Below are 25,620 nucleotides of genomic sequence, written 5' to 3'. Positions count from 1 at the left end.
ACTCAGGCGCTCTCGAGAACCACGCCCTCGAGCACGTTCGCCACGTCTTCGCAGCAGTCGGAGGCGTTCTCGAGCTGCTCGAAGATCTCCTTCCACTTGATGACCGAGATGGCGTCCTTCTCTTCCTTGAAGAGCCGCCCGAGGGCCGAGCGCAGCACGGCGTCCCCCTCGTTCTCGAGCCGGTGGATCTCGACGCAGCACTTCAGCACCCCGTCGCCGTCCTTGCCCGACCGCAGCGCCGCCAGGCCCTGCTGGATCACCTCGGCCGACCGCACGATCACGTCGGCGAGGTCCCGCGCCTCGGCACGCATCTCGGGCACCTCGTAGACGGCGAACCGGTCGCCCGCGGCCTCCACGTAGTCCATGATGTCGTCCATCTTGGACATCAGCTTGTGGATGTCGTGCCGCTCCATGGGGGTGATGAAGGTCTTGTGCAGGGCGGCGATGCAGCGGTGGGTGAGCACGTCGCACTCGTGCTCGATCTCCTTGATGCGCTTGGCCTTCGCGGGGATGTTGGCCCCCGTGGAGACCAACGACAGCATCTCCTTGGCCCCCTCGAGGGTCAGGGCGGCATGCTGCTCGAAGTAATCGAAAAAACTGGTCTCGCGCGGCAAGAGGCGCTTGAACATGGACCCTCCGTCTCGGGAGTCACAAACGACGGCGGGGGGTCTTCTGTCAACTGCTTTTTGGGTGGCGCGCCCGAGCCCAGCGACGCGCCTCAGGGACAGGGAACGTACGGTTCGGTGCACGAGCTGCATCCCGTGGCGCACCAGGCGTCCTTGACCAGGTTGCCGTCCACCGTGCAGAGGTACCAGCACGCGACGCACCGCCCGACCCCCACGCCGCAGTGATTCGGCGACCAGCAGGTGCTCTCGCTCGGCTTGAGATACCCCCCGTCGGCGGACCCGCTGCACGCTCCGTATTCGCACCTCGCGTTGCAGGTGCGCTCGCCGCACCCGTTCGGGCAGGCGCGCGTGCTCCCCGGCTGGCAAACGTCGGAGGCGATCTTGCACACCGGATCGTAGCCGGAGCAGTCGGGCTTGCAGGTCTGGGTACCCCGGCTGCAGCTTCCGCACGGCCGCGTCGTCCCCGCGCGGCACGCGCAGGTGCCGAGGTCCGAGGCCGGCCCCTGCACGTCACGCCCCGGCCCCGGCCCATCACGCCTTGGGCCCTGCGTGTCGCGCACGGGCCCTTGATCGATCGGCGCCACGGCCCCGTCGCCTGCCGCACAGCCGACGGAGACCTGGCTCCACGCCAGCTCCCCGCCCGTCTCGATGCAGGTCCAGCGCACGCCCTCGCACACCTGCTGCTCGCACCTTCGATCGGCGTTGCAACAGACCGTCGTCCGGCTCTCGCACCCCGGGACGCGCTTGCAGGTGGGGTCTACCGAACCCGACTCCCCCGGGCACCCGGCGACGAGGACGGGGATCGTCGCTAGCAGGAGACGCCAACCGCCCATCCGGCGGTCGAGACGAGGGGCAACGAAAGTCACGCGCGACGATCCTACCACGGACTCACGGCACCAGACGATCGGCGAGCGGCTCCTGAAAGAGCGCGCCATCCTCGAGGCGCACCGCCGAGAGAGTCCTCCCCCACGCACACCCGGAGTCGAGGGCGAGAAGGCCTGGCTGCCGTCGCAACCCGGCTGCCGCCCAGTGACCGCACACGACGGTCGCCTCCGCGCTCCTCCGGCCGGGCACCTGGAACCAGGGGTACGTTCCGGCGGGGGCCTCCTCGGGAGGGCCGGTGAAGCCGTCGTCGAGGACGCCCTCACGCGTGCAGCAGCGCAGGCGCGTGAACGCCCGGGTGGCGTGGAGCAGCACCTGTCGCTCGTCAGCCGGGTTCGCGACCTCCTGCCCGCGACGGCTCTCGACGGCGAAGGTCGCCCCCTCGGCGACGGTCAGACGCGCGCTCGCCCGCACGGCGAGGTCGGCCGCCTCCGCGACGCTCCACGCCGGAAGGAGTCCCGCGTGCACCAGCACGAACGGCTCGGCACGGTGGAGCAGCGGTCGCGTGCGGGTCCATTCGAGCAGGGCCTCCGCATCCGGCGCGGAGAGGAGGGCCTCCAGGCTGTCTCGCCGGCGCGCCCGGGCGAGCCCCGCCGCGCGCGCGAGCAGGTGCAGTTCGTGGTTACCGAGGACGGTCACGGCCCGTTCGCCGAGCTCGGCCACGTAGCGCACCACCTCGAGCGAAGCGGCCCCACCGTTCACGAGGTCCCCCACGAACCACACGCGATCTCGCCGCGCCGCGTGCCCCGCCCGCCGCAAGAGCGCCCTGAGCGTCCGATAGCAGCCGTGAACGTCTCCAACCGCGAAGGTGGCCATGGCGTCGATTCCGGCTCCGATTATCCGTCGCAGCGGGGGGGTGCGGCAAACTCGTTGGCCCCCCCGAGTCGCGCTATACTGCGCGCGTGAATCGCCCGAGTCCGCATCGACGGCAACCGACCGTGCTGCTCTTCGACATCGACGGCACGCTCATCCACTCCACCTCGGGCATCGGCGCGGGTCGCCGGGCCTTCGAGCGCGCCGCGGACGACCTCTTTCGCGCGCGCGAACATTGCCGCTTCTCCTTCAACGGGCTGACCGACCGCTCCATCGCCCGCGCCGTCGTCACCGCGGTGCAGGAGTTTCCTCCCGGCTCGGAGGGACCGGTCCCCGCGGCGGAATCGGCGGTCGAGGAGCTCCTCGCCCGCTACCTCCTGCTCCTGGAAGAGGAGCTCGACGGGTTCGCCGACTACGAGCTCCTCCCGGGCGTGGTGGAGCTCCTCGACGCGCTGGACGAGCTCGCCGATCGGACGACCGTCGCGGTGGGGCTCGGCACCGGAAATCTGGAGCGCGGCGCCGAGCTCAAGCTGGCCCGGGTCGGTCTGTCCGGTCGCTTCGCCTTCGGCGGGTACGGCAGCGACCACGAGGAGCGCGCCGAGCTGATTCGCGCCGGCGCTCGTCGAGGCGCCGACCGCCTCGGTTGCGACGCCGGAGACTGCCGGGTGGTGGTGGTCGGGGACACCCCGCGCGACGTGGCGGCCGCGCTCGCGGTCGGGGGCGAATGCGTGGCCGTGGCAACCGGCGGGCACCGCACCGAGGCGCTGCTCGCCGTCGGAGCAGTGGCAGCCTTCGAAGATCTGACGGCGCCCGGCGTGCTCGAGGCGCTGCTTCCCTCGCGCCCCGGCCGCTGACCGGAGCAGATGCACGACGCGCGCCTGGCCCCGCGGCCAGGCAAGGAGACGGAACCGGTGGCAGACATCTTCACCATGGAGAACCTGCTGGCGCTCCTCACGCTCACCACGATGGAGATCGTGCTGGGCATCGACAACGTCGTCTTCATCGCCATCCTCTCGGCACGCCTCGAGCCCTCGAAACGCAACCGAGCCCGCCGGATCGGCCTGGCCCTGGCCATGGTCGTGCGCGTCCTCCTCCTGCTCGGCCTGCAGTGGGTGAGCAAGCTGACCAAGCCGCTCTTTCACCTCGTGGGGCACGACTTCGCCGGACGCCACCTGATCTTCATCGTGGGCGGGCTGTTCCTCATCGCCAAGGCCACCTACGAAATCCACCACAAGATCCAGGACCACGAGGCCACCGCCGAGGGGGTGACGAAGTACGCCTCGATGCGCAGCATCATCATTCAGATCATCTTGCTCGACATCGTCTTCTCCCTGGATTCGGTGATCCCCGCGGTGGGGATGGCGCGCGCGCTGTGGGTCATGATCACGGCGGTCGTGCTCGCGGTGGTCGTGATGCTCCTCTTCGCCGGCAAGATCGGCGACTTCATCGAGCGCCATCCGACCTTCAAGATGCTCGCCCTCTCCTTCCTGCTGCTCATCGGCGTGATGCTCCTCGCCGAGGGCTTCGAGCGCCACATCGAGAAGGGCTACGTTTACTTCGCCATGGCCTTCGCTCTCGGCGTAGAGCTCCTCAACCTGCGCGTCCGAAAGGCGCGCGCGCCGGGACCCGAGCAGGGGTGACATGCACGCGTCGGTCATCTCCCTGGCCGCGTGCTGGGCGCTGGTGGGGACGGGCTCGGGCTGCCTGACCGGCGCGACCCGCCAGAGCTACGACGCGCTCCTCCGCGAGAGCGCCGCGCCAGCGAGCCGCCGCGGGCCCGCCTCCCCGCCAGGCGACCTGGAGGCCGAGCTCGCCCGTGCGCCGCGTCTGACGACCATCCTGCGCCTCATCGGCGAGCGGCACCCGGAGCTCGCCGAAGCGCGAGGCCGCCTCGGGGGCCTCCTCGAGCGGGTTCCGGCGGCCAGCCGCCTTCCGGACCTGGAGCTCCGGTACGAGCAGCGCGGGGTGCCGGTCGTGCGCCCGCACCGGCTCGACCGGGCCGACGGGATCGCCTTCGGCCTGCGGCAATCCTTTCCCGCCCTCGGCCTCCGCGACGCGAGCTCCCGCGTCGCGCTGGAGGAGGCCCGCGCCGCCGCCGAGCTCCTGCGCGCCAAGGAGCGTGACCTCCTCGCGCGAGCCCGACGGGCCTTCATCCAGCTCTACCAGGCGGAGCGCGAGCTGGAGCTGCAGCAGGAGCACGTGGCGCTGGTCGGGCGCCTCGTGGAGCTCTCGCGCGCCACCTACCAGAGCGGCCAGGGGAGCCAGCACGACGTGCTGCGCCTGGTCCTCGAACAGACGCGGCAGCGTGCGCGCCTGCTCGGCCTGGACGAGGAGCGGCGCCTGGCCCGCCTGCAACTGAACACGCTCATGGCCCGGCGCCCCGACGCCCCCCTCGGGGTCCCTCCGCCCCCCGCCCTCGCCCCGCAGAGCCTCTCCGCCGCGGCGCTCGAGGCCCTGCTCCACCAGCATCGCGCGGAGCTCCGCGCGGCCGATCACGCCGTCCTCCGGAGCACCGCCGCCGTCGAGGCCTCGCGCAGCGTCGCCCGCTGGCCGACGCTGATGATCGGCGCGGACTACATGGTCATGCCGGCCGCGATGGACTCCATCCATACCTACGGGCTGATGCTCGGGGCGAACCTGCCGTGGCTCAATCCGCTCTACGCCGACCGGCAGCGCGAGGCCGAGGCGCTGCTCGCCGCGGACCGCCGCGCGAAGGAGAACCTCGCCAACCTCCTGCGCCAGGAGCTGCGCGAAGCGCTCGTCCGCGTCCAGACCCTCGGCCGGACGCGCCACCTCATCCACACCGAGCTCCTCCCGCAGGCCCGCCAGAGCTTCGACGCAGCGCGCGCGGCCTACGCCGCGGGACAGGGCGAGGCGTCGGCTCTCGTGGATGCCCTGCGCACCCTCCTCGAGGTCCGCCTCGAGGAGCACCGCACCCTGGCGCAGCTCGCCGCGGCCGAGGTCGAACTGGAACGCGCGGTCGGCCGCCCCGTGGCGCCCGCGCCCACCTCCGGGGGGGATCGATGACGGAACCCGAAGGCCGAGAGACCCACGGACCCGGCGAGCCCCTCCCCGAGGGGAAGGAGCCCCCGCCCCCGGGGACGCGCGCCATGGCCGTCGTGCGCTGGAGCCTCGTCGCCGGCATGGCGCTCCTGGCCGTCCTGGCGCTGCGCACGACCTGCCGCGAGAGCGCGACGCCACCTGCGACCAAGGCCACGCGCTACCACTGCCCGATGCACCCGACCATCGTGCGGGACCGTCCCGGGGAGTGCCCCATCTGCGGCATGGGCCTCGTCCCCGTGCCGGAGAAGCCCGACGCCCGGGCCGGACAGAAGACGGTCCTCGCCACCGGGCCGGTCTACGCCTGCCCGATGCACCCCGACCAGACCTCCTCGGACAGCAAAGCCGAGTGCCCGATCTGCGGCATGCGCCTCGAGCCCCGGCCCACCGCTGGCCCCGACCACGGCGGGCACGGGGTCCCCGGGCTCGCCCCGCTCCAGCTCTCCCCCGATCGGGTGCAGCTCATCGGCATGCGCACGGCCAAGGTCACCCGCGAGCGGCTCGTCCCGAACCTCCGCACCGTCGGTTTCGTCTCGGCTACCGAGACCGGCGTGGCGCACGTGCACACCCGCTTCTCCGGCTGGATCGAGCACCTCTACGTCTCGCAGACCGGGGCCCGGGTGAAGAAGGGCGACCCGCTGGCCACGATCTACAGCCCCCAGCTCCTCACCGCGCAGCAGGAGTACCTGAACGCGCTCAAGTGGTCCTCCGGTGCCACGCGCGACGGAGGCAGCTCCCGGCTGGGCGAGAACTTCCTCGAGGACGCCCGGCGGCGCCTCGAACTCCTCGGCATCTCCGCCAAGGAGATCGACGAGCTCAAGCGCACCGGCGAGCGCATCCGCGCGGTGAAGCTCCGCGCCCCCATCAGCGGCTACGTGGCGCGCAAGACCGCCCTGCACGGCCTCTTCGTCCAGCCGGGCACCGAGCTCTTCGAGCTGGCCGACCTCTCCACGCTCTGGGTCCTCGCCGAGATCTACGAGTACGAGATCCCCCGCGTCACCGTCGGACAGACGGCCCGGCTCGCCCTGCGCGGCCAGGCCGAGGATTTCACCGGACGCGTGACCTTCATCCACCCCACGCTCAACCCGGAGACGCGGACGCTGCGCGTGCGCCTCGAGTTCAAGAACCCCAAGCTCCGCCTGCGCCCGGGCATGTACGGCGACGTGAACATCGACCTGGAGCCTGCCGAAGGGCTCGTCCTCCCCCTCGAGGCCGTGGTGGACACGGGGGCCGTGCAGTACGTCTTCGTCGCGCTCTCCGAAGGGCGCTTCGAACCCCGCCGCGTGCGCCTCGGGGCCCGCTCGGGTGGCAAGGTGCAGGCCCTCTCCGGGGTCGGCGAAGGCGAGATCGTCGTCACCACGGCCAACTTCCTCATCGACTCGGAGAGCCGCCTGCGCGCCGCCATCGAGGGGCTCTCGGGCGGCAGAGACGGCGCGGCACCCCGAGCTCCCTCCGACGCCGGTCTCCACCGTCACCCCTGAAAGGCCTCGTCGATGGTCGAGCGGATCATCGAAGTCTGCGCGCGCAACCGGGGGCTGGTCCTCCTCGGCGTGGCGTTCGCCACCGTCCTCGCCGTCTGGTCGATCCGACGCGTGGAGCTCGACGCCATCCCCGACCTCTCGGACCCCCAGGTGATCGTCTTCACCGAGTGGATGGGGCGCAGCCCCACTCTCCTCGAGGACCAGGTCACCTACCCGCTCGTCTCCGCGCTGCGGGCCGCGCCGCGCGTGACCGACGTCCGCGGCTACTCGATGTTCGGCATGTCCTTCATCTACGTCATCTTCGAGGAGGGCACCGACCTCTACTGGGCGCGCACCCGCGTCAGCGAGCTCCTCGGCACCGCGCGGAGCCGCCTCCCCGAGGGGGTCAGCCCCGTGCTCGGTCCCGACGCCACGAGCGTGGGGTGGGTCTTTCAGTACGCGCTCGTGGACCGCAGCGGTCGCCACGGCCTCGACGAGCTGCGCGCCTTTCAGGACTTCACCCTGCGCTACGCCCTCGGGAGCGTCCCCGGCGTGGCCGAGGTGGCCTCGGTCGGTGGCTACCAGAAGCAGTACCAGGTCACGGTGGACCCGAACCGCCTGCAGGCCTTCGGCGTGACGCTGCAGGAGGTCATCGCCGCCATCCGCGACTCGAACAACGACGCCGGGGCGCGGATCATCGAGCTCTCGGGCCGCGAGTATTACGTCCGCGGGCGCGGCTACCTGACCGACCTCGGCAGCCTCGAGAAGGTGGCCGTGCGCGCCTCCGGGCCGAATGGAACGCCCGTTCTAGTACGCGACGTCGGATCGGTCCGCTTCGGCCCCGACATCCGCCGGGGCCTCCTCGAGTGGAACGGGGACGGCGAGGCGGTGGGGGCCGTGGTGGTCATGCGCCAGGGCGAGAACGCCCTCGCCGTGATCGAGCGCGTGAAGAAGAAGCTCGCCGAGCTCCGCCCGAGCCTGCCCCCCGGCGTGGAGGTGGAGATCGCCTACGACCGGTCGGGCCTGATCGAGCGCTCGATCCGCACGCTGGCCCACGCCCTGCTCGAGGAGGCGGTGGTGGTGAGCCTGGTGATCATCCTCTTCCTCCTCCACCTGCGCAGCGCGCTCCTGCCCATCCTCTCGCTGCCGCTCAGCGTGGCGCTCTCCTTCATCCCCATGTACCTCCTCGGCATCCCTTCCACGATCATGAGCCTCGGCGGGATCGCCATCGCCATCGGAGCCACCGTCGACGCCGAGATCGTGATGATCGAGGCCGCCCACAAGAAGCTCGAGACCGCCCCCCCCGGTGCCGACCGCCAGGCGCTCCTGCGGCACGCCGCGGCGGAGGTGACGCCGGCCATCTTCTTCTCGCTCCTCATCATCGCCGTCTCCTTTCTCCCCGTCTTCACCCTCACCGGACAGGCGGGGCGGCTCTTCCGGCCGCTGGCCTTCACCAAGACCTTCGTCATGCTCTCGGCGGCGCTGCTCTCGATCACCTTCGCGCCGGCGCTCCGCGACCTGCTCATCCGGGGGCGCATCCTCTCCGAGGCCCGCCACCCGCTCTCCCGTTTCATCGTGCGGCTCTACAAGCCGTTCGTCTTCGTGGCCCTGCGAAACCCGAAGTCCACCGTCGCGCTCGGGCTGCTCGCGGTCCTCTCCGCCGTCCCCCTCGCCGGCCGCCTCGGCCACGAGTTCATGCCCCCGCTCAACGAGGGGGACCTGCTCTACATGCCCACCACCTTCCCGAACATCTCGATCGAGGAGGCCAAGCGCCAGCTCCAGTATCAGGACCGCCTCCTGCGCTCCTTTCCCGAGGTAGCCTCGGTCTTCGGCAAGGTGGGGCGCATCGAATCGCCCACCGACCCCGCGCCCCTCACCATGGTCGAGACCACCGTCCGGCTGCGCCCGGCCGCGGAGTGGCGCAAGGTCCCCATCCACCGCTTCTACACCGCCTGGGCCCCGCGCTGGCTCAAGGGCCTCCTGCGTCCCTTCTGGCCCGAGGAGAAGCCCCTCTCCTTCGAGGCGCTCACGGCCGAGATGAACGACAAGATGCAGTTCCCGGGCTGGACCAACGCCTTCACCATGCCCATCAAGACCCGCATCGACATGCTCTCCACGGGGGTTCGCACCCCGATCGGGGTGAAGGTCTTCGGCAGCGACCTGGCGGAGATCGAGCGCGTGGGGACGAGCCTCGAACGGGTGCTCGCCCCCCTCGCCGGCACGCGCAGCGTCTACTACGAGCGGAACGAGGGGGGCCTCTACCTGGACATCATCCCGGACCGGGACGCGCTCGGACGCTACGGGCTACGAAGCGGGGACGTGCAGCGCACGATCGAGGCTGCCGTGGGCGGCCTTCCGATCACCGTGACCATCGAGGGCCGCAAGCGCTTCAGCGTGAACGTCCGCTACCCGCACGACCTGCGCAACGACCTGGACCGGCTCAAGCGCGTGCTCGTGCCGCTTCCCCCGCGCGCCGCGGGGAGCGCCTCGGCGGGCATGGGCTCCGGCTCCTCTGCGATGGACGCCTCCGCGGGTGGAGAGCCGATGTCCGAGCCACCGCAGGGGTCGACCGGCGGTGGCGCGCCTGCCTCCCCTTCGGCGGGGGAGCCGGCCTCGCTCGGCGGCTCCCGTCAGGCCTTCGTCCCGCTCGGGCAGCTCGCCGAGCTCAAGGTGGTGGGGGGCCCGCCCATGATCCGCGACGAGGACGGCCTGCTCGTGGGCTACGTCTACGTGGACGTGGACCAGACCCAGCGGGACATCGGCGGCTACGTCACCGAGGCCAAGGCCGCCGTGGCGCGCGCCCAGCAGGCGGGGACCCTCGCCTTTCCGCCCGGCACCTTCCTCAAGTGGACGGGGCAGTACGAGCTCCTCGAGCAGATGGTGGCCAGGATGAAGCTCGTCGTTCCGCTGACCCTCTTCCTCGTGGTGCTTCTGCTCTTGCTCCACTTCCGCAACCTGGTCGAGACGCTGATCGTCTTGCTCTCCATCCCCTTCGCGCTCGTCGGCAGCGTCTGGCTGCTCTGGCTGCTCGACTACCGGATCTCGACGGCGGTCTGGGTGGGGGTCATCGCGCTCGTGGGCCTCGCCGCGCAGACCGGCATCGTGATGATCGTCTACATCGACCAGGCCTTCGAGCGGCGCCGGCGGGCGGGGAAGATCCGCGACCTGGACGACATCATCTGGGCGCACCTGGAAGGGACGGTGCAGCGGGTGCGTCCCAAGCTGATGACCGTGAGCACCATGCTGGTGGGTCTCATCCCGCTCCTTTGGGCCCAGGGCTCGGGGGCCGACGTGATGAAGCGCATCGCCGCGCCGATGGTCGGAGGCCTGCTCACCTCGGCCTTCCTGACGCTCGAGATCATCCCGGTGGTCTACACCTACTGGCGGCTGGAGCAGCTCCTCTGGGAGCGCCTCGCACCGCTCGACCCGCAGAGGCTCCGGCGGCTGAAGCTCGCCTCCCTCGGCCAGGGGGCGGGGTGGTTCATTGGAGCCGCTGTTCTAGTAGCCCCCATCTATTATCCGCCGGCCGGGGCGCTCTCGACGCCGCTCCTCGCGCTCGGGGGCCTGCTGGTCCTCGCGAGCGGGGTCGCGTACCTCACGCTCCGGCCCGCGGCGCGTCGGCAGGTGTGGCCCGCGCCCGCGCACTAGCCCGGCGGCGCTCGCTCGCGCCGAGCGTCATGGCCAGCGCCAGCGAAACCACCGCCGCCCCGACCCAGACCCAGCGGACGTGCCCGAAGTCGTAGACCGTCTTTCCGTCCACCACGTGGCGCGTGGACTCGATCATGGCACCGCTGATCCAGTCCTGCGCCGCGGCGCCGGCGTAGCTCAGGCCACCCACGATGCCGAGCGCCGCCCCCGCCGCGCGCTTGGAGGAGATATCCATCGCGGCCAGGCCCCCGAGGAAGACGAGCTGCCCGCCGGTGGCAAAGCCCGCCACGGCCATCGCCCCCTTCACGAGCCACGGACTTCCGGGGGGAGAGAAGAAGAGGACCGCCAGCGCCACGACGAGCATCACGCCGTAGATCGTGGTCACCGGACCGCGCCGCGCCTGGAAGAGCCGGTCGGAGATGATCCCCGAGAGCGCGGAGCCGAAGATCCCGACGATGGGAAAGAGCGAGACCACGAAGGCCGCGTCCACGAGCGAGTAGCCCTTGTCGACCTGGAGGTAGAGCACGCCCCAGTTGTTCAGGGCGTAGCGCGCCACGTACATCGAGGCCGAGGCGAGACCGAGGATCCAGACCATCGGGTTGCGGAGCGCCTCGAGCTGCAGCTCGCCGATGCTCGCCCCCTCGTGGGCCCGCGCGGCCGCAGGGTCCTGCACGGGGGGGAGTCCGAGCGCGACGGGGCGGTCGGCGAGGGTCCGATAGAGGACGAGCGCCACCGCGAGGCAGACGAGCCCCGGCCCGATGAAGCCCCAGCGCCACCCGGCCCTGTGCACGAGCACCGCCGTCCCGACGAAGGTCGCCCCCTCACCGAGGCTGTGGGCGATGCTCCAGACCCCGTAGCGCGTGCCGAGCTCCCGCGGATCGAACCAGCTCGCCAGCGTCACACCGCTCGTGGTGGCTCCCACCGACTGGAACCAGCCGTTGAAGGACCAGAGCACGAGAAACGCCAGAAAGCTCCCCGAGAGGCCGAAGAGCACGTTGGCTCCCGCGGAGAGGAGCAGGCCCGTGGCCATGAAGCGGGCCAGGTGCACCCAGTCGGCGATGAAGCCGTTGAGGGTCTTGCCGATGGCGTAGGTGAAGAGCATGCCGAAGCCGACCTGCCCCATCTGCTCGACCGTCAGCACGCCGGCGTCCAGGAGCGGCTTCTTGGCCACCGAGAGGCTCAGGCGAACGGTGTAGAAGAAGCCGTACCCGATCGTCGCCGAGAGAAAGATGCTCCAGCGCCACCGGCGGTAGCGGCGCGTGAGCGCTTCCCAGCTCCTGGGTGACCGGCTGCGGGTCGCCGGTACGAAAGAAGCGAAGCAGGGGACGGAGCATCTACGGGCCAGCCCTCGACCGGAGGTCGGATGACAGTCGACGGCTCCTCACGGTCTGTCAATCGCCAAACGGGTCGGAGCGGCGCTGCAGGGCGATCGCGTTTTCCGGATGGAAGAGACTGGGGAGGGCCTTGGGCGCTCGTGACGCGGGCCCTGGCGGACGCCGCCCGGGCCTCGCGTCACCTCGCGCCCGCCGGGGCCCCGGTGATGCCGGCGTAGGCGTGGAGGATGGACCGCGCGGGAGGGCTCGAGGGAACCGAAGGGTGCTAAGAGCGGTGTGCGGCGAGGACCAACATGCCTCGCGCCTGCTCGCCGAGGCCAAGCACATAGCGATCGATGGCAAGACGAGCCGCGGCCTTCACGGAGGTGGACGACCCACGAGGGCACGGTCCTCGACGTGGCCGTTGGCGAGGACCGGGCCCGGCATCGCGCCAAGAACGCCGCGGCCAACGTGCCCATCCTGCGCCACTTCGCCCTCAACCTCGTGAAGACCGACCAGCGCCGCAAGGTCGGCGTCGCCAACTCCAGAAAGCGCGCCGGATTCGACCGTTCCTACCTCCTGCACCTCCTGATGGGCGCTCAGGCCTAGCTCCTCTCCTCGGCCCACCCGAGCACCCCGACAACGGCAGCGGCGCGGCGGGGCAAGGCCCCCGAGCGCAGCGTCCGTAGGCAGCAGCGCCCGCCAGGGCGCTGTCGCCGGAGGTCCGCAGCCCCGCACGTCGCGCCTCTCGCATGTCCCCCTGCCTCCTCTCCCCACGGCCTCCTCGGCACCCTCCATCCCACCCCTCCACGGCGCGCGACGACTGCGGGGCGGTGCGCGAGGGGGCGCTTGCCCGACGCGCCGCCCACTCTATACCCCCATGTCCGAGAACTCGGGAGCCCTGAGCAGGGCTGTCGGCGCTCTAGCCCAGGGCCGCGCGGCCATGGTAGATGTGGCACCGACGAGGTGCAGACATGGCGAAGGGGTTGTTCGTCCGCAAACAGATCGGGGATCTACTCGCCGAGCCCGGCGAAGGGCACGGGCTCAAACGGGTGCTCGGGCCCCTCAACCTGACGAGTCTCGGCATCGGCGCCATCATCGGCGCGGGCATCTTCGTCCTCACGGGGCAGGCCGCGGCGGGCTACGCCGGACCGGCCATCGTGCTCTCGTTCGTCATCTCGGGGCTCGGCTGCGCCTTCAACGGCCTCTGCTACGCCGAGATGGCCTCGATGATCCCCCTCGCGGGAAGCGCGTACACCTACGCCTACGCGACGCTCGGCGAGTTTCTGGCCTGGATCATCGGCTGGGACCTCATCCTCGAGTACCTCTTCGGGGCCTCGACCGTCGCCGTCGGCTGGTCGGCCTACGTGGTGAGCTTCCTCAAGGACTTCGGCCTGGCTTTGCCGGCCCAGCTCACCAGCGCCCCCTTCTCCTACGATGCGGTGCACGGCTGGTCGAGCACGGGCGCGCTCGTGAACCTGCCGGCCATCTTCATCGTGGCCCTCGCCACCGCGATCCTGGTCATCGGCATGCGCGAATCGGCCCGCTTCAATAACCTGATCGTGCTGACCAAGATCGTCGTCCTGCTGCTCTTCATCGGCTTCGGCGTCTCCTACATCCACACGGAGAACTGGACCCCCTTCATCCCGCCCAACGACGGCACGTTCGGCCACTTCGGCTGGAGCGGGGTGATGCGCGGCGCGGGGGTGATCTTCTTCGCCTACATCGGCTTCGACGCGGTCTCCACCGCGGCGCAGGAGGCCAAGAACCCGCAGCGGACCCTGCCCATCGGCATCCTGGCCTCTCTGGCCGTCTCCACCGTGCTCTACATCATCGTCGGCCTGGTGATGACCGGCATGGTCCCCTACAACCAGCTCGGCGTGCCCGACCCCATCGCCGTCGCCGTGAACGCCGCCGGCCCGGCCCTCTTCTGGCTCCGCCCGGTGATCAAGGTGGGCGCCATCGCCGGGCTGAGCTCGGTCGTGCTCGTGCTCCTCATGGGTCAGCCGCGCATCTTCTACGCCATGGCGCGCGACGGGCTGCTGCCGGCGGGCTTCGGCAAGATCCACCCCCGCTTCCACACGCCGCACGTCACGACCCTCCTCACGGGCTGCGTGGCGGCCATCATCGCCGGCCTCTTCCCGATCGGGATCCTCGGGGAGCTCGTCTCCATCGGCACCCTGCTGGCCTTCGTGATCGTCAGCGTGGGCGTGGTGGCGCTGCGCTACTCCCGCCCCGACCTGGAGCGCCCGTTCAAAACGCCGCTCTCCCCCTTCGTGCCGATCCTGGGGGCGCTGATCAGCGTGGCGCAGATGGCCGCGCTCCCCCGGGACACCTGGCTACGCCTCGGCGTCTGGCTGGCCATCGGGCTGGCGATCTACTTCGGTTACGGTCGGCACCACAGCCTGGTGCAGAAGGCGGGCCGCGCCTAGCGCCTCAGGCCGCGCCTAGCGCCTCAGGCCGCGCCGCTCTCCACCCGCGCCAGCAGGTCGGGGCGCGCCTCGTGAATGCGCAGGAAGTCGTTCGTGCTGCCGCAGCGGAGCCGCACCCAGTCGAGCTCCAGGCCGCGCACCGCGGGAAACCCGGGCCGGCAACGCTCGAGCCCGAGGAGCACGGCGTCGGTGCAGATCCAGTGCGACTGGTCGACCCGGGGCGCGGCGAGCGGAACCGCGATCCCCGTCAGCCGACGGGCGAGGAGCCGGGGCACCAGGCCGTAGGTGCGCCGGCGGTCATACGGCCGCCCGAGGAGGCTCCGGGTCCAGGCGAGGAAGGCCCGCCGTTCGTCGGGGTGCTGCCACCCCGGACGGAGCACGAGGGGCGCGAGCGAGGCCCGCAGCAGTCGCTCCACCGGAAGGCACCGCACGCGTGGCTTGTCGATGTTCACCGTCTCGCCCCCTTCGACGACGATGGCGACGTGGTCGTAGGCGTTGCCGGCCAAGCGGCGCCCGAGCGCAAAGATGCGCCCCGGGCTGCGCACCAGGATCAGATCGCCGGGCTCCGCGACCGTCGTCATGGGCGCGCCTCCCTACTGGGTCCGCCGGAACTCTCCGGGCGTGGTTCCGGTCCATCGCTTGAAGGCCCGGTGGAAGGCGCTCGGCTCCGAGAAACCGAGGAGAAAGGCCGCCTCTCCGATGGCCATCTGCCGCTCGCCCAGGTACTGCGTGGCGAGCTCGCAGCGCATCGTGTCCACCAGGTCCTGGTGCGAGGCCCCCTCGTCCTTGAGGCGTCGCTGCAAGGTCCGGGGGCTCATCTGCAGCCGGCGCGCCACGGCCTCGACCGACGGATCGCCCCCGCGAAGCGCCTCCGCCACGAGCCGCCGCACGCGGTCGGTGAAGGCTTCCACCTTCGGCAGCCGGTCGAGCAGGTCCTGCGCGTAGCGGTCCAGGATCGCCCCCAGTTGATGATCGGCCCGGCGCGCGGGTCGCTCGAGGAGCGCCGCCTCCATCAGCAGCGCGTTCGTGCTGCGCTCGAAGGCGATCGGCGCCTTGAAGAGCCGTCGGTGCTCGCGCGTGTCGTGCGGCGCCTCGTGCTGGAACCAGACCTCCGTCGGGACCCACTCCTCCTCGAGGATCTGACGCCCCGCCACGAGCCAGATCGCGACGGCCCACTCGGCCGCCTGGCGCGGCGAGGCGCGCGGATCCTTCGGTACGTCGTAGCTCAGTCGGGCGATCCGGCCGGTCACCTCCAGCCGCACCTCGGCCAGGTCGTGCACAAGCCGCGAGTAGCGCGCCAGGCGGGCAAATGCCTCACCGAGAGTGGGGGCGTTGCGTGCGGCGTAGTCGAGCACGGCGAAGGCCCCCGGCTGCAGGCGCTCTGCCACGTGCAGCCCGATCGCGTCGTCGCGGGTGCGGACGGCCAGCTCCTGCCACAGACGAAAGGTAGCCTCGCGCGGCACGCGCCCGTCGGAATCGGCGAGCGCCTCGGGCGCAAGGCCCACCGCGGCCAGAAGCTCCGCCAGCCCCAGGCCCGCCGCCTGCGCGCCACCGAGGAGCATTCGGACGTAGGGGACCGAAACCGTGCTGTGGTCAGAAAGCATACCTGTAGGTTGCCCTCCTGGTTCGTTGATTCTAGTGGCGGTATCGAGGACTTCAACGGGGACAGATGTGAGCACCTTCTCCCACCTGCCTGACGCAACCTGTCAACGCTTCTGACGGAACGCGTCACTGCGCCACGCGGCTCCGCGGCTACTCTGAGCGGCGCTGGCGTCAACGCGGACCATCTGACGGAAGGCACAGAGGATTTCATGACAGTTGCAGACACGATGGCGTGGAAGGTCACTCGAGCCCCGGACGGAGAATCGCTCGCCGGTGGAGCCTCGGCCGAGGAGCTCGCGCTGCTCGACCGGGTGCTGGCGGGGGACCGGGAAGGCTGGACTCTCTTCTGCGAGCGCTACGAACGCCTCATCAGCGGCTGCGTCGCGCGCGTGCTGCGCCGGTTCGGCGCCGCGGCCACGGCAGACGACCGGGCCGACCTGGTGGCCGAGGTCTGGGTGCAGCTCCTCGGCGAGGACCGGCGGAAGCTGCGGGCCTTCGACCCCGCACGCGGCTACCGGCTATCGAGCTGGCTCATGCTCCTCACGATCAACTGCACGATCGATCGCCTGCGAGCGCGCTCGAGTCACAAGAGCCGCCTCGAGGCCCTCGCGGCCGAGGCGCCGCTCGCCGTCACCGACGAGAGCCCCGACGCCCAGCTCGAGGCCGAGCAGGCGGCCGAGCTGGCGCGACGGGCGCTCGCCCACCTGCCCGTGGAGGACCAGCGGTTCCTCTGGCTCTGTTTCTGCGACGAGCGCCCCACGGCCGACGTGGCCCGCGAGCTCGGAATCGCGGTGAACACGGTGCACAGCCGGAAGTTCAAGCTGCGGAAGAAGCTCGAACAGCTCGTGGCACGCCTCGAACGGCAGGCGCTCGGCCGCCCCTCAGGGGCAGGGAAAGAGGGCCTCGACGGCCCCGTGGACCGCGGACACCGCGCGCGCCTCGACGCGCGGACGCGAGAGCTCCGCGCGCAGCGCCTCGGCCTGCGCGGCGTCGCGTAGCCTCGCCTCTCGCTCCAGGATGCGCCCGACGAGCTGCGCGCTGTTCCACAGCGCGGCCCGCGCGGCCTCGCACCCCGCGTCCGCGGCGGCCTGGACCCGCGCCTTCACCAGCAGCGCGAGCCCCCGGAGGAGCGCACGGTCGAGCTGGCCCACCGCCTTGCCGCGCAGGTCGAGCTGCTCCGCCTTGTCCGCCGGGTCGAGGTCGCGCCAGCAGCGCACGGCAAGGAGACCGTCCCAGACGCGGTCGTGCGCCTGCGCACTGAGGTCGCGCACGTAGCGGGCGAGTCCGAGCCCTCCGCTCCGCGGCGCGCCGCCGTGGTAGTAGGCCTGGCTGGAGTCGCAGTCCTTGCGATTGCTCGCGCAGGTGAGCGCCTCCTTGTGCACGGAGAGGTAGAGGAACCAGAGGAGACCCGCCTCGACGCGGGCCGCGCTGGTCAAGGGCTCCGTGCCCTGCGCCCCCGCCGCAAAGGCCTGCGTGAGGAGCGGCAGGATCTGCGCGGGCCCCGCACAGCGGTCGCGGCTCGCGGAGAGCTCGTCCGCGGTCATGTCGGCGCACGCCTTGGCCGCCGGCGCGACGTGCTCGTCCTCGCGCCGCGCCACCCGCGAGAGGAGGCCCTCGGGCTGCGAGTAGGCCACCCGCGCGTCCACGAAGGCCTGCCGCGAAGGAGCGTCCCCCCCGAGCAGTCGGCTCCGGATCTCCTCGAAGGCCGCGACCCGCGCCGCGCTGCTGATGCTCGGATCGAAGGGGTGGTAGGCGCCGTCGTCCGAGACGCACGGCGGCCAGCCATCCGCCGCGTCCCCCGGCGTGTAGTCACCCGCCCGCTTCGCGCATCCGCCCGGCTGCCCCGTCACCGTCGGGAGCGCCCAGCTCGCGCGGCAGCTCGAGACCGCATCGGCCAGCGTGCCGCTCTCGCGCCCGTTCACCCTCGCGTCGCGGGGGCCCGCGTCGCCCGTCGGGACGGGGTCCGAGGCCGAACACGCGCCGAGGCAAAGGGCGAGCACCGCGATACGGACGTGCCGGGCCGACCCGCACCTTCGTGTTCTCACAAGCGTCCCTCCAGGTTCACGGTCACGCTGCGTCCCGGCCCGTTCACGCTCGAGCCGTGATAGCGGTACACCGCATCGCCCAGGTTTTCCAGGAGCAGGCTGACGAGCAGGTGTCGCCGGAAGCGGTAGCCCGCGCGCAGCTCCAGCACGGCGAAGCCCGGGGTGCCGCCAGCGGGGATCCGCACGTCCTGCTGATCCCCGAGGGAGAGCCGGCTCTGCGCGAGCGCCCAGCGCAGGCCAGCCCCGCCGAAGAGGCCCACGCGGTGACGGTAGCGGAGTTCCGCGGTGCCGTTCAGCGGCGGCACGCGAGAGAGCGGCACCGAACCGGAGGCGGCGCCGAGGGGACTCGGGCCCTCGCCCACGGCGTAGGCCAGCGTGGTCCGCACGGCGAAGCCGAAGGGGAGCGTGACGCGCAGCACGGCCTCGGCGCCGGCGAGGTGCGACCAGCCGTCCAGGTTCACGAGCTGGAAACGCGACCAGGACGCCGCGCACTGCGGCAAGGAGGGCGGGCACGACGCCGCGCTGCGGGGGGCGCGTTCGATCGTATCGGCGAGGCCGGTCCAGTAGCCCCAGAGCTCGGCCGACACGAAGCGCGACGCGAGCCGCAGCCCCGCCTCGACCGTCAACGCGTGCTCGGGGTCGAGCGCCGGGTTCTCGAGCTGAAAGCCCGGGCCGGTCTGCTGCCGCGAGGTCAGGTCGTCCAGGTTCGGCGCCCGGAACGATCGATCCACGTGCACGAAGAGCGCGAGCGCGTAAAGCGCCTGCCACTCGAGCCCGAGGTGGCCGACCGCGGAGCCGAACTTCCGGTTCACGGCGCGACTCCCCGACTCGCGGTCCGCCGACGCCCGCGCCGCGACGCCCGACGCGCGGCCGCCGACGCGCAGCCAGAGGCGTTCGGCCACGCCGAGCTCACCCTGCGCGAAACCTCCCCCCCAGAGGTAGCGCGCGCCGTCCAGGTACTGCCCACGCGTGGAGGGGATGACCCGGTCGTCCAGATCGGAGAAGAGCGTCCACGCCGTCGAGGCGACCCAGTCGTGGTAGAGGTCCGCGCCGTAGCGCACCCGCGCGCGGAGTCGAGGCCCGACCGCGAACCAGCGCGATTCGAGCTGCGCCGCGAGCCCGAGCGTGTGCACGTCGTCGCGGCCGCCGTTCACGGTGAAGGCGTACGGGCGCTCGTGGGCCCGTCGTTCGTGCTGGAGCTGATACGAGAGCACCGCGCGGCTTCGCGGGGCGAGCCGGCCGAAGGGCCCTTCGTACGCCAGGTAGCCGAGCGTCCGATACTGCTCCTCGTAGCGCAGACACTCCGAGCGGGGCGCGTAGGCCGGCGGACATTGATCGGTGCGAGGCGCGTCGAATTGCCGGTAGTCGTAGAGCGCCGCCACGAGCCGGGAGGTCGGGCCGAGCCGCACGGCGAGTCGCCCGTCGGAGGCGAGCTCCCGAAAGCCCGTGCCGAGCTGCGTGCGGCCATCCTCCGCCAGGCGCGGCACGAGCGACGGCTCCCCCGTCGAGCGACTCCGCAGCAGGCCGCCCCCCTCGAGCGCCCCCACGCGCCGGTACCCCGTGCCGCCCACGAAGGCGGCGCGGTCGCCGAGCTGGAGGTCGAGCTGCACGCGCCCCCCGAGCTCGCCGTCGGCCGAGCCATAACGAAGCATCGCCGCCGGCCGCACCCGCCGCCACCCGCGATCCTCCGCACGAAGCGTCGGCTCGATGGGGTTGGCCTGCAGCACGCCGCCAATCGCGTCGCTACCGTAGAGCGTGGAGGCCCCTCCGCGCAGGACCTCGAGGCTCTGGACCGTACGCGCGTCCACCGTGAAGAAGTACTGGTTCGGCCCCTGCCGGAAGGTGCTGGTGTTCAGCCGCACGCCGTCGAAGAGCAGCACCGTCTGCTGGCCCGTGCGCCCCCGCACGTAGGCCGAGGCCTGCCCGTGCCCGGTCTGCTGGACGAACACGCCCGGCTCGTAGCGCAGCGCATCGGGGGTGGACCTGGGGAGGCGCTCCTCCAGCTCCTCACGACCGACGCGGCTCGTGGCGCGCCCCTGCGGCAGGCGTGGCGGCCCCTTGGGCCCGTGCACCACCGTCTCGAAGGAGGGGCTCGGCCCGGGCTCAGCCTGCGCGAGAGCGGAGCGCGCCGGTCCGGCGCAGACGAGGGCGGCGGCGGCGAGCATCGGCGCGAAGAGGCGACGGCCCACGACTCAATCGCTGCTCGTCCCCGGCAGCGCGGCGGGCCGCCCGAAGTGGTAGCCCTGCAAGAGGTGGCATCCCAGATCCGACAGGGTCACCGCCTCCTCCTCGCTCTCCACCCCCTCGGCGATGACGCGGATCCCCTCGCCATTGGCGAAGTCCACGATGCGGTTGATGAGGCGCGAGCGGCGTCCGGCCTTGTCCACGTCGCGCACCATCGAGCGATCGATCTTGATGAAGTCCGGTCCGAGGAGGGCCACCGAGTTGAGGCTGGCGTAACCAGCTCCCAGATCGTCCACGGCGAAGCGGTAGCCGAGGGCCCGCAGGCTGTCGACCGTGTCCAGGAAGCAGCCGAAGTCCGGGATGGCGGCGCGCTCGGTCAGCTCGAAGACCACCCGCGAGGCGTACGCGCGGAGGTGCCGCTCCCCCTCCATCAGGTGCGGGTCGCGGATCTCGGCCGGGTGCAGGTTCACGAAGACGAGGCACGAGTCGGGCACCGCGGCGAGCCCGTCGGCGATCAGCTCGCGCACGGTGCGCCCGAGCTTCCAGAGGCGACCGACGCGCAGGGCCGCGTCGAAGAGCACCTCGGGGCTGGCGAGCGAGACGCTCGCGGCGCGACAGAGCGCCTCGTAGGCGAAGAGCTTGCGCGAGCCCACCTCCACGATCGGCTGATAGAGCAGCTTCAGCGCCCGATCCGTGATCAGGCGATCGATCTCGTCGGCCTGGTCCGGCGCCACCGCGCGCAGGATGTCCGACGGCGTACGCAGGTTCTGGCGGGCGAGCTCGCGGCGCACGAGGCCGTCCTCGACGGCGGCGGGGAGGTGCGTCGCCCCGTCCGCACGCAGGAGGAAGAAGTCCACGCGCGCCACGTTCGTCCCACGGATGGCGATGAAGATGTCTTGCGTGTCGAGGAAGAGCACCCGCAGGGCTCCCGGGAGAAACGCCTGCGTGTTGCGCAGGAACTCCACGCCGCTCTCGGTGCCAAGATCCTGGTCCGCGATGACCACGTCGAACTGCTCGTGCGCGCAGAAGGTGAGTCCGGTCGTGGCTGCGTGGGCCACCGAGACCTCGTAGCGCGCGTCGAGCGCCTTGCGGTAGGCCTCCGCCCGCCCGCGGTCGGGGTCCACGATCAGGGCCCGCACGGTGTTGCGGTGCAGCGCCTGCGGGGGCGGCGCCTCGGTGCGCGGGGAGTAGACCTCCACGCGATTGCGCCCGAGACGCTTCGCCTCGTAGAGCGCCTCGTCCGCGTGGCCCACCAGCTCCTCGAGCGACCGGCCGTGCTCGGGGAAGACCGCCACGCCGATGGAGATGGTCTGGCGCCGCGTGGACCCCGGGACGAGCTCCCCCACGGGCAGGTCGTAGACCACCTGGCGGCAGCGCTCGGCCACCTGCACCACGGCCTCGGGCAACGTCTCGGTGAGCAGGACGAGGAATTCCTCCCCGCCGAAGCGGGCCACCTTGTCCGTCTGCCGCACGGTGCGCCCGAGACCCTGCGCCGTGGCGACCAGGATCGAGTCACCGGCCTGGTGGCCGTGGGTGTCGTTCAGCTTCTTGAAGAAGTCGAGGTCGCACATCAAGAGACCCACCGAGCGGTCGTGCCGGCGGGCGAGGCTCAGCGCCTGCTCCGCGTACTCGGTGAAGGCCCGGCGATTGAGGACGCCCGTGAGCGGATCCACGAGGGAGAGCCGCGTGACCTCCTCGAGCGCCGCCGTGAGCTCGTTCGTTCGCTGCAGCACCTGCCGCTCGAGGTCGTCGGCGCGCGCGCGTTCCTGCGCGAGCAGCTCCTTGTAGTGCATCTGCATGCGCGCTTCGGCGCTCACGTCCCGGAAGGCCTCGATCACGCCGACCGCCACGCCCCCCTCGTCGAGGAGCGGGATGAAGGTCTGCAGCACGGTGAAGGTCTGCCCCGACAGGTTCTGGACGCGCACCTCGGCGAGGTGGATCACGCGTCCGCCGCCCAGACTCGCCTCGGCGTTGCGGCGATCGGTGTCTACCGAGTGCCCGAGCACCTCGAAGACCGAGGCCCCCTTCGCGAGCGTGCGCTGGAGGTCCCGATGACGAAGCCCCGTGAGGGAGACGAAGATCGAGTTGTAGTGCACCGCACGGAGTTCCCGGTCGAGCAGCACCGCAGCGTCGGGGAACCCGGACACGATGGACCGGGCGAAGAGCAGGGGATCTGTGGTCATGCTGTGCTGTGGCCTTCGTTCGCCAGGACGCCAGCTTATCAGGGACGGCCGCGCCCCGCGACCTTGCATCGCGAGGCGCAGAAAACCAGTTAGGACTCCTCTGCATGCTCCTCGCGCGGAGGCCCCTCCGCGCGGACGACCCTAGGTGGCGGTCGCCAAAGGAGCCAGGTCAGACAGCCGGGAAGCAGCCACGCGGCGAGACCGAAGATCGCCGGCCGGTAGCTCCCGGTCCTCTTGACGGCAAAACCGATGAGCGGGTTCGCCACGATGTACGCGGCGGACTGGGCCGCGGCCGTTACCCCGCTGGCGGTGGAGATGGCTTCCTGCGGCACGCGCGCCAGCATGTCGGAGGTGAGGAGCGCGAGGAGCCCGCCGCCTCCCGCCATGGCGAGGCCCCCGCACCCCATCGCCTCCCACGGCGTGCGAGCGAACGGAACGAGGGCGAGCCCTGCCGTGAGCAGCAGCGCGAGGGCGAAGAGGCCTCGGTGGGGGGTGTCGAGGCGCTGCGGGGCGGCCCAATGTCGGCGGTCGACGCGCGTGGCGAGAGCGCCGAAGAGCACGCTGCCGGCGTCGAAGCAGAGAGGGGGGAACCAGAGGTAGCGGGCGGTCTCGGCCTGACTCATACCGAAAAGCGCCACGAGGAGCTTGGCCCCCCAGAGGAGCAGGAAGGCCAGGGCGGGCGAGGTCGCGACGACCACCGCCATCGCGCGAAGCACTGCCGGATGCCTCGCCAGCCGGAAGGGCGACGGGGCGGCTCGCGAGACGTTGGGCGCACCTCGCCGGTCGAGAAGGGCTCGCACCTCGCGCGGGCGCGTGGCCCACCACCAGAGCGGGAGCCAGAGGAGCCCGGCCAGCGAGGTCCCCACGAACGACAGCCGCCAGCCGAAGCGCCCCGCCAGCGCGACGGCCAGGGGCGGCGCCACCGCCGCGCCGACGGAGCTCCCGGTGAAGAGCACGCCGAAACCCGCCGCACGGTCGGGGGGCGGCAGGACGCGCTGCACGGTCTGCGCGGCGCCGGGAAACGAAGGCGCCTCCGCCAGACCGAGGAGGATGCGCAGCGCGAAGAGCGCGGCGTACCCGGGGACCAGCGCGTGGGAAGCGGCCACCACCGACCAGACCAGCACCGCCGCGAAGAGCGCCAGGCGTGCGCCGGCGCGGTCGACCCACCGTCCGGCGAGGGGCGCGGCCACCAGGTAGGCCAGCGAGAAGGCCGCCTGCAACCAGCCGTAGGCCGGGTCGGAGATGGCGAGCTCGCGCGTCACCGTCGGAGCGAGCGCGGCGAGGGCCTGCCGGTCCACGTAGCTCACGGCCATCGTGAGGGTGCCGGCGAGAGACACGCTCCAGGCGCGACCCCGGGAGAGCGGCCAGTCGCTCCCTGCGGGCGGCACCGTCAGATCCCCCACCCGCCGCTCACCACGAGGTTCGCGCCGTTCACGTAGCGCGCGTCGTCCGATAGGAGGTAGCGCACCGCCCCCACGGCGTCGTCCACCGTCCCCACGTAACCGGCCGGGATGGACTTCACCATCTTCGCCAGCTCGTCCGGAGGGGCGCTCCCCGAATCGATGAAGCCCGGCGAGATCGCGTTCACCGTGATGCCGTCCGGGGCGAGGAGCTTGGCCAGCGTCCGCGTGAGGACGAGCACGCCGACCTTGGCGATGTAGTGCGCGGTGACCATCGGCTGCGCCAGCGCCTGGTCTGCGTTGGCCATGGCGAAGGTCACGATGCGTCCCCACCGGCGCGTCCGCATTCCCGGCGCCACGGCCTGCGCCAGGTAGAAGACAGGATGCAGGTTGTGGTCGAACATCTCGCGCCACCCCTCGGCGCTCTCCTCGAGCAGCGGGACGCGGTGGTAGGGTCCCGCGCCGTTCACGAGGACGTCGACGCGCCCCCACTCGCGCTCCACGTCGGCGACGAGCTGCCGCGCCACGACCGGGTCCGAGACGTCCCGCGCGAGGGCCAGGCATCGCCCGCCCCCTCGCTCGACCGCGGCGACCGTCTCCGCGGCCGCGCCGGTGCTCGAACGGTACGCGACGGCCACCCGCCACCCCTGCCGGCCGAGGTCGAGCGCCACCGCCCGACCGATCCCCTTCGCTCCTCCCGTGATGAGCGCCACGCGCGCCGTCATGTTCCCCCTCCTTTCGTGCCAGGGCCCCATTCCTATCATGTGGCCGTGAAGCTGCCGCGCGCTTTTCGCGCCCCCGAACCTGTGCTAAGCGGACCCGCATGGCCGACCTGAGCGCGGACGAGCTGGTGGCGCTCCTCGAGCGCGTCTTCGCCCCGACCTCCGAGGAGCGGCGGCTGGCCGTGCTCGTGGACCTGCCGGACGAGGAGCTGCCCGACACCCCCGCCTGGAGCGAGCGGCGCCGGACGGCGAAGGGCTGGGTCGAGGCGCTCGCCACCTCGCCGTACGAGGCGGAGCTCTTCGTCTATCCGCACGCGCCGGCGAACAACGCGGACCTCCCCCCGGCCCTCTTCTCCCTCGGCGAGGGGGCCTTGCCGAACGACGCCTCGGAAGTGGACCCGCGCGCCGCGCGTCCGCTGGTAGAGGTGCTCTCGGCCTTTCCGCTCGTCCTCGCGCCCACGCAGCTCTCCGCCACCGCGCCGCTGAAGCTCCTGGCTCTTCGACACGGATTCCGCGCCGCGACGATGCCCGGCTTCTCGGCGGCCATGCTCCCCGCGCTCCGGCTCGACTACGCCGAGGTCCACCGGCGCGTGCTGCGCCTGAAGGCGCTGCTCGACCGCGCCACCTCCGCCGAGCTGGACTTCGACGTGACGGGGTTCGGTCCCCGCGCGCTGACGCTCGACCTGCGCCACCGCACCGCCCACGCCTCGAGCGGGCTCCTGCACCGACGAGGAACCGCGGGGAACCTCCCCTCGGGGGAGGCCTTCATCGTCCCCTACGAGGGGGAGCGCGCCGGTGACCCGAGCCTCTCGCGGGGGGAGCTCCCCGTCGAGCTCGGCGACTCGCTCCTGCTCTACCGCATCGAGGAGAACCGGGCGCGCGCCGTGGAAGGGTCGGGGCCCGCGCGGGAGAGCGAAGCCGCGCGACTCGTCGCCGAGCCCGCGTACGGCAACCTGGCGGAGCTCGGGCTCGGCGTGCTGGCCGACTTCGGGTTGCGTCCCACCGGGGACCTTCTGCTCGACGAGAAGCTGGGCCTGCACCTGGCCTTCGGGCGAAGCGACCACTTCGGAGGTCGCGTGGGCCCGCAGGACTTCTCGCGCCCCGAAGCGGTCGTGCACCTCGATCGGGTCTACCTGCCGGAGCTCCAGCCGCGCGTGAAGGTGCGCGCCCTGGACCTCCTCCTCGAGGACGACGACCGGCGCCTGCCGCTCATGCGCGACGGACGGTATCTGGACCTCTTCGACTAGCCC

General features: G+C 71.7%; 20 protein-coding genes. 9 read left to right on the top strand and 11 right to left on the bottom strand.

Annotation, left to right across the window (positions count from 1 at the left end; translation table 11 throughout):
* Positions 1-2: 2 nt before the first annotated feature.
* The 3 genes from IT371_14880 to IT371_14870 all read right to left on the bottom strand — a co-directional run bounded on the left by IT371_14880 (position 3) and on the right by IT371_14870 (position 2,324).
* The gene (locus tag IT371_14880; GenBank protein ID MCC6748941.1) at positions 3-629 is read right to left on the bottom strand and encodes a DUF47 domain-containing protein; all 627 of its coding nucleotides are present in this window, start codon (positions 627-629) and stop codon (positions 3-5) included.
* A gap of 89 nt (positions 630-718) precedes the next feature.
* On the bottom strand, positions 719-1,492 hold the full coding sequence (locus IT371_14875) for a hypothetical protein (GenBank protein MCC6748940.1): 774 nt from the start codon (positions 1,490-1,492) through the stop codon (positions 719-721).
* A 22-nt stretch (positions 1,493-1,514) separates the two neighbouring features.
* Complete coding sequence (locus IT371_14870) at positions 1,515-2,324, bottom strand: symmetrical bis(5'-nucleosyl)-tetraphosphatase (GenBank protein MCC6748939.1); 810 nt, start codon at positions 2,322-2,324, stop codon at positions 1,515-1,517.
* Between the two features lie 86 nt (positions 2,325-2,410).
* Here IT371_14870 and IT371_14865 point away from each other — a divergent pair, with 86 nt between their 5' ends.
* Genes IT371_14865 through IT371_14845 form a run of 5 tightly spaced genes read left to right on the top strand, consistent with a single transcriptional unit; the run spans position 2,411 to position 10,489 of the window.
* Positions 2,411-3,175, top strand: a complete 765-nt coding sequence (locus IT371_14865; GenBank protein MCC6748938.1) for a haloacid dehalogenase-like hydrolase — start codon at positions 2,411-2,413, stop codon at positions 3,173-3,175.
* Positions 3,176-3,184: 9 nt separating this feature from the next.
* Positions 3,185-3,961: a TerC family protein gene (locus IT371_14860; GenBank protein MCC6748937.1), complete on the top strand. Its 777-nt coding sequence runs from the start codon at positions 3,185-3,187 to the stop codon at positions 3,959-3,961.
* Position 3,962: 1 nt separating this feature from the next.
* Positions 3,963-5,348: a TolC family protein gene (locus IT371_14855; protein ID MCC6748936.1), complete on the top strand. Its 1,386-nt coding sequence runs from the start codon at positions 3,963-3,965 to the stop codon at positions 5,346-5,348.
* A complete protein-coding gene (locus IT371_14850; protein MCC6748935.1) occupies positions 5,345-6,862 on the top strand; it encodes an efflux RND transporter periplasmic adaptor subunit in 1,518 nt (505 codons plus the stop codon). Before IT371_14855 ends, IT371_14850 begins: the two co-directional genes overlap by 4 nt.
* 12 nt (positions 6,863-6,874) lie before the next feature.
* Positions 6,875-10,489, top strand: a complete 3,615-nt coding sequence (locus IT371_14845) for an efflux RND transporter permease subunit (protein MCC6748934.1) — start codon at positions 6,875-6,877, stop codon at positions 10,487-10,489.
* Here the strand turns inward: IT371_14845 and IT371_14840 are convergent.
* The gene (locus IT371_14840; protein MCC6748933.1) at positions 10,437-11,660 is read right to left on the bottom strand and encodes an MFS transporter; all 1,224 of its coding nucleotides are present in this window, start codon (positions 11,658-11,660) and stop codon (positions 10,437-10,439) included. The genes IT371_14845 and IT371_14840 overlap by 53 nt on opposite strands.
* 559 nt (positions 11,661-12,219) lie before the next feature.
* Between IT371_14840 and IT371_14835 the strand changes: the two genes are divergently transcribed.
* Positions 12,220-12,411 (top strand): hypothetical protein, encoded by a 192-nt coding sequence (locus IT371_14835; protein ID MCC6748932.1) that lies wholly within the window; start codon positions 12,220-12,222, stop codon positions 12,409-12,411.
* A 365-nt stretch (positions 12,412-12,776) separates the two neighbouring features.
* Positions 12,777-14,234 carry an amino acid permease gene (locus IT371_14830; protein ID MCC6748931.1) on the top strand — a complete coding sequence of 486 codons (1,458 nt, stop codon included), beginning with the start codon at positions 12,777-12,779 and terminating at the stop codon, positions 14,232-14,234.
* A gap of 23 nt (positions 14,235-14,257) precedes the next feature.
* On the opposite strand, the gene IT371_14825 is transcribed toward IT371_14830, so the two are convergent.
* Together IT371_14825 and IT371_14820 are read right to left on the bottom strand one after the other, a co-directional pair.
* A complete protein-coding gene (locus IT371_14825) occupies positions 14,258-14,815 on the bottom strand; it encodes a hypothetical protein (GenBank protein MCC6748930.1) in 558 nt (185 codons plus the stop codon).
* Between the two features lie 12 nt (positions 14,816-14,827).
* On the bottom strand, positions 14,828-15,838 hold the full coding sequence (locus tag IT371_14820; protein ID MCC6748929.1) for an AraC family transcriptional regulator: 1,011 nt from the start codon (positions 15,836-15,838) through the stop codon (positions 14,828-14,830).
* Positions 15,839-16,045: 207 nt separating this feature from the next.
* Between IT371_14820 and IT371_14815 the strand changes: the two genes are divergently transcribed.
* Positions 16,046-16,834, top strand: a complete 789-nt coding sequence (locus IT371_14815; GenBank protein ID MCC6748928.1) for a sigma-70 family RNA polymerase sigma factor — start codon at positions 16,046-16,048, stop codon at positions 16,832-16,834.
* Here the strand turns inward: IT371_14815 and IT371_14810 are convergent.
* The 5 genes from IT371_14810 to IT371_14790 all read right to left on the bottom strand — a co-directional run bounded on the left by IT371_14810 (position 16,718) and on the right by IT371_14790 (position 24,373).
* On the bottom strand, positions 16,718-17,881 hold the full coding sequence (locus IT371_14810) for a hypothetical protein (protein MCC6748927.1): 1,164 nt from the start codon (positions 17,879-17,881) through the stop codon (positions 16,718-16,720). The genes IT371_14815 and IT371_14810 overlap by 117 nt on opposite strands.
* Positions 17,878-20,070 (bottom strand): TonB-dependent receptor, encoded by a 2,193-nt coding sequence (locus IT371_14805; GenBank protein ID MCC6748926.1) that lies wholly within the window; start codon positions 20,068-20,070, stop codon positions 17,878-17,880. Before IT371_14805 ends, IT371_14810 begins: the two co-directional genes overlap by 4 nt.
* A 3-nt stretch (positions 20,071-20,073) precedes the next feature.
* Positions 20,074-22,248, bottom strand: a complete 2,175-nt coding sequence (locus IT371_14800; GenBank protein MCC6748925.1) for a diguanylate cyclase — start codon at positions 22,246-22,248, stop codon at positions 20,074-20,076.
* A gap of 89 nt (positions 22,249-22,337) precedes the next feature.
* On the bottom strand, positions 22,338-23,651 hold the full coding sequence (locus IT371_14795; GenBank protein MCC6748924.1) for an MFS transporter: 1,314 nt from the start codon (positions 23,649-23,651) through the stop codon (positions 22,338-22,340).
* Entirely contained in the window at positions 23,639-24,373 is a 735-nt protein-coding gene (locus IT371_14790) for an SDR family oxidoreductase (GenBank protein ID MCC6748923.1), read from the bottom strand. Before IT371_14790 ends, IT371_14795 begins: the two co-directional genes overlap by 13 nt.
* A 98-nt stretch (positions 24,374-24,471) precedes the next feature.
* Here IT371_14790 and IT371_14785 point away from each other — a divergent pair, with 98 nt between their 5' ends.
* Positions 24,472-25,617, top strand: coding sequence for a hypothetical protein (locus tag IT371_14785; protein MCC6748922.1), 1,146 nt, complete (start codon positions 24,472-24,474; stop codon positions 25,615-25,617).
* The last annotated feature ends 3 nt before the right edge of the window (positions 25,618-25,620 follow it).

The organism is Deltaproteobacteria bacterium, assembly GCA_020848905.1.
Classification (GTDB): Bacteria; Myxococcota_A; Polyangia.
This window is presented reverse-complemented; position numbering and strand designations above follow the sequence as displayed.